Annotated in this window: 8 protein-coding genes; 2 read left to right on the top strand and 6 right to left on the bottom strand. The window is 65.7% G+C overall.

Translation table 11 applies throughout. From position 1 onward, the window contains the following. Nucleotides 1-172: 172 nt before the first annotated feature. Entirely contained in the window at nucleotides 173-1,582 is a 1,410-nt protein-coding gene (locus tag A3ES_RS0145035) for an IS1380 family transposase (protein ID WP_020391488.1), read from the bottom strand. A 625-nt stretch (nucleotides 1,583-2,207) separates the two neighbouring features. Between A3ES_RS0145035 and A3ES_RS56890 the strand changes: the two genes are divergently transcribed. Next, nucleotides 2,208-2,339 (top strand): hypothetical protein, encoded by a 132-nt coding sequence (locus A3ES_RS56890; RefSeq protein WP_020393407.1) that lies wholly within the window; start codon nucleotides 2,208-2,210, stop codon nucleotides 2,337-2,339. Nucleotides 2,340-3,056: 717 nt separating this feature from the next. On the opposite strand, the gene A3ES_RS0145025 is transcribed toward A3ES_RS56890, so the two are convergent. The 5 genes from A3ES_RS0145025 to A3ES_RS57425 form a co-directional block, all read right to left on the bottom strand. Next, on the bottom strand, nucleotides 3,057-3,653 hold the full coding sequence (locus tag A3ES_RS0145025; RefSeq protein WP_026163804.1) for a carboxymuconolactone decarboxylase family protein: 597 nt from the start codon (nucleotides 3,651-3,653) through the stop codon (nucleotides 3,057-3,059). A 148-nt stretch (nucleotides 3,654-3,801) separates the two neighbouring features. Further along, nucleotides 3,802-4,095: a response regulator transcription factor gene (locus A3ES_RS0145020; RefSeq protein ID WP_020393405.1), complete on the bottom strand. Its 294-nt coding sequence runs from the start codon at nucleotides 4,093-4,095 to the stop codon at nucleotides 3,802-3,804. Between the two features lie 193 nt (nucleotides 4,096-4,288). After that, complete coding sequence (locus tag A3ES_RS0145015; RefSeq protein WP_026163803.1) at nucleotides 4,289-4,687, bottom strand: VOC family protein; 399 nt, start codon at nucleotides 4,685-4,687, stop codon at nucleotides 4,289-4,291. Between the two features lie 100 nt (nucleotides 4,688-4,787). Further along, nucleotides 4,788-5,513 (bottom strand): PIG-L deacetylase family protein, encoded by a 726-nt coding sequence (locus tag A3ES_RS0145010; RefSeq protein ID WP_040457233.1) that lies wholly within the window; start codon nucleotides 5,511-5,513, stop codon nucleotides 4,788-4,790. Nucleotides 5,514-6,010: 497 nt separating this feature from the next. Beyond that, nucleotides 6,011-6,256: a hypothetical protein gene (locus A3ES_RS57425; RefSeq protein ID WP_157631087.1), complete on the bottom strand. Its 246-nt coding sequence runs from the start codon at nucleotides 6,254-6,256 to the stop codon at nucleotides 6,011-6,013. 131 nt (nucleotides 6,257-6,387) lie between these two features. Between A3ES_RS57425 and A3ES_RS56625 the strand changes: the two genes are divergently transcribed. Further along, nucleotides 6,388-7,488, top strand: coding sequence for a calcium-binding protein (locus A3ES_RS56625; RefSeq protein WP_157631059.1), 1,101 nt, complete (start codon nucleotides 6,388-6,390; stop codon nucleotides 7,486-7,488). The last annotated feature ends 1 nt before the right edge of the window (nucleotide 7,489 follow it).

Here is a 7,489-nt window from a genome sequence, read left to right as displayed (position 1 = left end):
GCTAGCCCGGATCTTTCGTGACTCTGTCGCGGGCGGCGGCTCGCGGCTTGGTGGCCGGTTTCGGGGTTGATTCTTGCAGGTGGGTAGGACAGTGGCCCGAGTGTCGTCTCGGGTGGGCGCCGGTTCCAGGGGCCGGGTCTGTTTCGGTTGCTGTGATGGGTGGGGTGTTGTTTTAGCTGGGCGCGGTGAGGGTGTGGAGCCTGGTGAGGCCGGTGTGCAACACCGTGGTCCAGGCGCCGTTGCAGGCGAGGTGCACGATGGTGCGGCGGCCGGTCCGGGCGAGCCTGGCGGCGGTCGAGAACAGTCGCAGGCGTAGGCGTTTGGGCTCCCAGCGGCGAGCCTCGTGGGTGGTGCCGTCGGCGTCGGTGAACGCGAGTAGCTGCATCCAGGTGGTGAGTTCGCAGGCCAGAGCGACGATCGCGCACCAGATCTGATTCTGGTCGAAGTCGTGCAACGGGAGGTTTCTGAGTCCGGTGTCCTTGGCGCAGCGGATGCGGTCTTCGGCGCGTGCCCGGCGGCGGTGGCGTAGTTCGAGGTCGGCGAGTTGTCCGCGGGCCGTGTTGGTCGCGAACGCGGTGATGCGGTGTCCGTCGATGTCGGTGAGGCGCAACTGGGCGCCGGGGTGGGGGCGTTCTTTGCGGACGATCACCCGCATCCCGGCCGGCCACTTCGACAAGTTGACCAAGGCGGTGACGTCGGCGACCCAGGCGCCGTCACGGACCCGGCCATCGCTGTCGATCGCCGGTGTCCACGCCTGCTTCGGGATCCGCGGCAGGGCTTGGGCGAAGTCATCGGGCAGGGTGAACCCGACCGAGTACGACAGCCGCTGCGCCACGATCCAGTCGAGGAACTCGTGGGTGCAGCCGGCCGAGTCGGTACGGATCAGCACCCGGCGCCCCGGCCGCGTCCCCGACCGGTGTCCGGGGAGTTGTTTGAGAGCGTCACGGACCACGGCGATATGGTCAGCGGCCGTGTTCGAGCCGGCGTTCCCGGGCCGCAACCTGATCGCCAGCGGTTCACCAGACCCGTCAGATCCGTGGTCGACGAACGCGCACAACGGATGGAATCCGTAACCCCGCTTGAAGGTTGGCGCCGCGCCTTGCTTATCCGAATGCGCACCCACCAGCGTCGCGTCGAGGTCCACGATCAACGGATCCTCGCCATCGCGTCCGGTGTCCGGTGCGTGCTCACCGGCCAGCGCCCACACCCGCGCCCGGGCAGCAGCCCGCGCAGCGTTGATCGCCTTCAGCACCGCCTCGACGTCGCCGGCCAGCGCATCGACCGTCCGCGACACCGTCGGGTCCGAGGCGACCGGACCGAACAGGCCCGGTTCACCACGCAGCACCGCGATATCGGCCAGACAATCCCCACCCAACCCGAGCATGATCGCGAGATCGGCGATGACCTTGGCCGGATCATGCCTGGCCAACGGCTTACGCCACGGCACCAACGCCCCCGACAGCTCCGTGACCAGGCCACTGGCCCGGACCGCCTCGGTCAGCAACAAGCCACCGGCCTGCGACACCACACCCGATCCGGCCGCATCAACGCGGACATACGGATACAACCCAGTAGTCTTCACCTCGAAGGTGCTCCTCGACTTCGCACGACATGGTCCTAGACAAACCACATCGTCGCTGGTCAGGAGCACCTTTCAGTTCAAGGACACAGCCTCCGCCTCAACAGCCGTGAAAGCCCCGGGCTAGCTGCCATGGTTGCCTCAACCGCTAGGCCCCGGACCCGGAGGCGCAGGGATTGGACCTACACCGGCCGCATACGCACTGAGCGGCTCACCACCGATGACCCAGACACAGCCGACCACGAAGTAGAACAGGATCAGCGAGCCCACCAGACGAGCATGTCCACCCGAACAGGCGACTAGAGAACACATCACCACTCCTTCTTGATATCGGGCCCGCCGTGATGTCGCGTCGCGGCTGCTCATCACCGGCCATATGGCGCCGACGTACTCAGCACACAAGCGGCTATCCACCCGGTCCAGGGCCCGGAGGTGGTGGGATCGGGCCACTGCCAGCGGCGTACGCAGCGGCCGGCTCGCCGGCAAAGCCACCTGCAACAACACTGGTCGACGCGACCGTGCCAGCTAGCACCAGCAGCAACCCGATCAGCCCAACAGGCCAGCGTGAGCGACTGTCTGAACGGTTCATCTGTCCTCCCTTGGACGACATCGAGCCTGCCTCACCAGGATGGGCAAGCGCTGGGAACCGGCGACCGGCGACGTGGCAGTGATGCCGCACGCCCTGACCAATCGAGGCAGCGCCAAATGGCGCATGGGCCACATCCGCGATGCGATGGAAGATCTGCAGCAAGGTCTGTAGATCGCCCTATCAGGCAACCGAACTTGCCCAGAGTTCTGAGCACGTTCTCCTTTGGCAGTATTTCAACATCGAGCGCGGCCGCGTCGAACTGGCTGCTGCCCGCTGGAATGAGGCCATCGCCGCCGCGACCGCAGGGTTGTACTCCCGACTGGCTACCTGTACGCCACCAGCGCGACTACTAAGTCCACCGGATCACCGAAGGCTCCCCCGTGGACTCAGCCGCGAGCTCCCCGGGGAAGCTTCCTGTTCGAGGATCACCGAATACGAGCAGCCGTCGTCGTACAGATCTAGCCGGCGTGGGCGGGTGAACGTCGGGGTGGTGTTACTTGAAGAACTGACCATCAGGTTCGCTGGGGCCGCCGTACAGACCTCGCGCAGGTCAGGGCCTACGGTCGGGTTCGGCGGCCCCAGCGAGTGGGCCTTCGCCGGCTCTGAGGAAAACCGGCGAGCAACCCCCCTCGCCAGGTGGCGCAGCCCGGCCAACCGCCCACCGCTGGACCACAACCGGACTGCACCTCCTGACAAGCACCAATCGCCCCAAGTCATGGGGGACTCTCTCGTCGACAGCAGCTTCTCCCCCAGACTGGCAAGCTGCGCTGGGAAACCGATGGGCATCACGGGCAGCTACTTTCTCACCTCTGCGCTGCAGGAGCATCGCGGTGCCGCGCCGGCCAGTCGGGCCGCCAACCACGATGACGTCGTACTCCTCCGGAACGCTCAAGACGCGGGCTCGATCGAACGACCAAAGGTGACAGCGTCGAGCACCGGGCCGGGCGCCGATTTACGCAAATCCGCGTCTGGAAGGACACCCAGTGCCCCGTTGATAATCGCGAACGCGAGCCGGAGCCCGACGAAAGCCGTGATGGCGAAGATGCGTGAGTCGTCGTACCCGGCGTCGCGGAGCGCTTGAACATCCTGTTCGCTGATCGCCGAAGGGTCGCGGGCGACCCGGCGTGCCCAGCGTGCGAGGGCCTGCTCATTGGCGTCCAAGCCCTCATCATTGCCCCGGATTACGCCGGCGGCCGTATCCGCGTCGCTCGCCAGCGCCAGCCGCGAACCCCAGACCAGCGTGCAGTACGAGTCGCCCAGTGCAGACAAGGCCGCGGCCAATAGCACAGTACGCTCGCGCTTGCTCAGCTCGCCCGGCAGGCTCATCTGTTTGGCAAGCGAGAGAAGGCTGATCATCTCTTCAGGCTGGTTGGCCCACAGCCGGGACACATTCATCACGTAGCCGGGGTCGGCGACATCTTCGTCGAAGAGCACCTGCACCGCTGGTGTGATATCTGCAGGACGGAGAAAGCCAGTCGCACTCATGATGCTTCTTTCTGTACGCCGCCTCGATCCATGCCGACCGAGAGCTGTCAGCTATTTCTACGTGTGGCGCACTCAGCGAAACATGAGCTTGCAGTACTCAGCTGGTATTCTCGCGTACTCAGATCTGGGCAAGAGCCGATGGTTATACCTAGTTCAGGTCAGCCCATTTCGCGGCTGCGTCCTTGCGGTTTCGCACCTCCAGCTTCTGCAGAACAGCCGCCACATGATTGCCTGCGGTACGGACGGAAAGCACCAATCGCTCGGCAATCTCGGCGTACACCTGAACGGCGCAGTCCGCCGCCGCATACTGGTCTCGAAGCCAGGCATCCTCCACCATGGCTGAGCACGCCGGCGCGAGCCACCGCATCTCCCCGGCGGCCTCCGCTGTCTGCACGTGACAGTCTGAGCCGACGAATGTCGACTGCGGGTACGTCTGAGCCATCAGAATTGTCGACGCACCCGACCCACAGCCCGCATCTGCAACTGTAACTACTCGCAACCCACGAGGTGCTCTGAACCGTGCTCGTGCTGCCCGACACCGTCACCGGCGCGAAGGCATCAGCCACACGATCCAGAGCTCACAGGGTCCCGGTGGCGAGGCGAAATCCGCCCGGTGCTGCCTGCTGGTCGCCCGGTCAGGCGGGCGGCGGTGCGAAAAACTCGAGCGGCACACCGTCGGGATCCTTGAATGATAACCCCGACCCGTAGTGCGCATCGACGATGCCGCCGTGCTTGATGCCGAGCTCGTCGAGCCGGCCCCGCCAGCCCTCCAGCTCCGCGCGATCCCCGCAGGTGAAGGCGACATGATCCAGCCCCGGCCGCCGTTCGTCGTACCCACTCGTCCACGGCCCGTCCGGAAATCCGTGCAGACCGAACAACATCCCGCCGTCGATCGCGAACACCACATGCCGAAACGGACCGGTGTCCTCGTCGAGCACCGCCTCGGCATCGAACAGCTTCGAGTACCACGGCACACTCACCCCGAGGTTCGACACCGTCACCGCCACGTGCGTAACGCTAGGAAATGCTCCCATCACAAACTCCTCATTCTCAGTAGTTCTTCGGCGCGGTCACACCGAAGCCAAAGACACGCGATATCTGCGCATCCCCCGTCCAGCACGCCCACAGCAGGCCTTATCGCTCTGCCTCCAGGCTCGATTCTGCAGCGACGAACGCCTCCGCAGACCACCACCGCCGAAACGTTTCCGGCCCAACCACCTCAACCAGCTCACTCGTCTGCGACGTATGAGCCCGCACGGCCGCGATCTTCCGATCAAGCTCCGCACCAGTCAGCTCGACGTAGAGCGCGAGCTCGTCCTCCGGCGTCACCGGTCCATTGCCCGACATCCACAGCCCAACCCGCTCGTTGAGCGCGCGCCACTCCTCGTGAAACCCGGGCGTCAACGTCGCATACAACAAACGCCCGCGCCTCCCCGACGCCCGCCAAGCCGCCGTCGTCCACGACGACACGGTCCGGTGATCCGGATGCCCAGTCATCCCATCCGGCCCAAACGTCAGAATCGTGTCCGGCTGAACTTCGGCAATAACCTCCGCCACAGCCTTTGAACCGACCGCCGGCAGAACTGCAGCGCAAGCCCCGTCCATGAATCCCAACGACCGATGGTTGAGAACACCGACGTGCCCAAGGCTCGCTACCAGCTCCCCCCGCCGCATCGCCGCCACCTGCTCCGTCGAAACGCCGTCCGGCTCAGGCACCCCAAGCTCACCATAGGTCGCTGTTGCCACCGCCACTCGATGACCCGAATCAATCAGTGCGCCCATCAACCCCGCCGACAGGTAGGCCTCATCATCCGGATGAGCCCAGACCCCCAGCACCGTCCCCATCGCATCGAGTTCCATCGCCACTGCGCACCCCCTTTGTCTCGGCTACTAGGCAACATTTCTACGCATCTCCTCACCCATGCGCATGAGCTCCGATTACTCAGGTAAGCCACCTCAGATACTCAGATCTGGATCCTCAGGTCGCTAGGTAGCCGTCTGACCGCGACGGCCCAACCGTAGAGATTCGCCACCAGTTCCCCACGACGCCCTTTCAGCATCCTGACGGTCCGCTTCGAGCTCACCTGCGATCCCTGGGATATCGAGAAGCGCCGGCTGGTCGTCCACGGAGGCACGTGTCCAGGCCCAGTCCCCCATCGACTAGATCGCGCGGTCCGCCATCCCCGACGTCGAGCTCATCGTGGCCCTGACCGCCTTGCAGGAGGTTGATCTCCGGGGTGGACGAAGGTGCCGCAACACTGAGCTGGTCGTTGCCGGCACCACCGCGGATTGTCTCCATAGTTGGCTTGACGGTGTCCCCCTCGTTACCGCTCCCGTCGTCGAAGACTCCGTCGTTGTCAACGATCAGCGTGTCTTGCCGAAGGGTGTAGTCGGCGATGTCCGCCCCTGCTCCACCGTCGAAGGAAGTCCGGTTCCGTTCCCAGACCGCCGTCGAGGGTGTCGCCGCCCTCACCGCCGAAGAGCGGGTCACGGCCACCCTCACTATTCAGCCGATCTTCGCCGCCGTTGCCGCTGAGGACGTCATCGCCCGCACCACCGTTGAGGACGTCGGCACCGGAGCCACCCCAGAGTTGATTGCCCAGGACGGCGGCCTATTCGGTTGTGCGGACGGTCGCCCAGTGTTTTCCCAGTGGCTTGAGTGACACTTCACGCCAAGGCATCGGCGAACCGGGCCATACCGGCTGTGATCGCCGCTGAAGGGTGGAGTGGGGCGATGAACGGTTGGCGTCGGCGCAGGGTGTGGGGTTGTGCGGTTGTGCTGGGGGTGGCGCAGGTGGCGGTCTCCGGCGCGGCGGCGCAGGCCGCGACCTCGACTCAGGTCCGGATCGACCAGGGGGTCTTGTCGGTCGTGGCGGCCCCGGGCCAGCACAACGGGTTCTCCGTTCTTGTGTACTCCGGTGTCGCGTTCGTGAACGACCACGCGAATCCGATCGTGCCGGTCTACCCGTGCCGGAAGGCGGCCGACACCTTCAACCCGAACAGGGTGTCGTGCCCTGTTGATGGGACCACCCGGTTGCTGATCGATTCCGGCGACGGCAATGACAGCGCTGATGCGGGTGGCCTGCCGGCAACCCTGCGGCTGGGGCCGGGCAACGACTCCGCACGCTCCACGGCCAGAGACTCGCTGATCGATCTGGGCGCGGGCGACGATTTCGCCACCGTCAGCGGCGGCGGCACCGTGATCGGTGGACCGGGGATCGATCGTGGCTCGGGCGGCCAGGGCGACTTCGGCGCGGAGGGTGTCCGCATCTCGCTGGACGACGTGGCCAACGACGGGATGCCCGGCGACCGGACCAACAACATCGGTTCGGACGTGGAGAATCTCGCCGGCAGCCTGGGCCACGACACCCTGACCGGCAGCGACGCGAACAACCACTTCACCGGTGAATTCGGTTCCGACGTGATCGAGGGGCGCGGCGGTGACGACACGATCCAGGACGGTCCCTTCTCGCCGTCGCGGTACGACGGGCCGGACTCGTTCGCAGGTGGCTCGGGGGTCGACACTGTGTCCTACGCGGATTCCTCCAGCGGGCCTGTCGCCCGGACGATCCGGCTCGACGACCAGGCCAACGACGGCCAGGTCGGGGAGAACGACGACGTGCGTTCCGACGTGGAGAACATCACCGGTGGCGATGGGAACGATCTTCTGGTCGGCAACTCCGCGAACAACAGGCTGCTCGGCGGCGCCGGCAACGACACCCTGCACGGCGGCACCGGCGACGACCTGCTGATCGGCGACTCGGGGACCGACACGGCCGACGGCGGCACCGGCACCGACACCTGTCAAACCGAGAACCATACCGGCTGCCCCTGAG

Origin of the sequence: Kribbella catacumbae DSM 19601, from assembly GCF_000372465.1 — a bacterium.
In the GTDB taxonomy this organism is placed as follows: domain Bacteria; phylum Actinomycetota; class Actinomycetes; order Propionibacteriales; family Kribbellaceae; genus Kribbella; species Kribbella catacumbae.
This window is presented reverse-complemented; position numbering and strand designations above follow the sequence as displayed.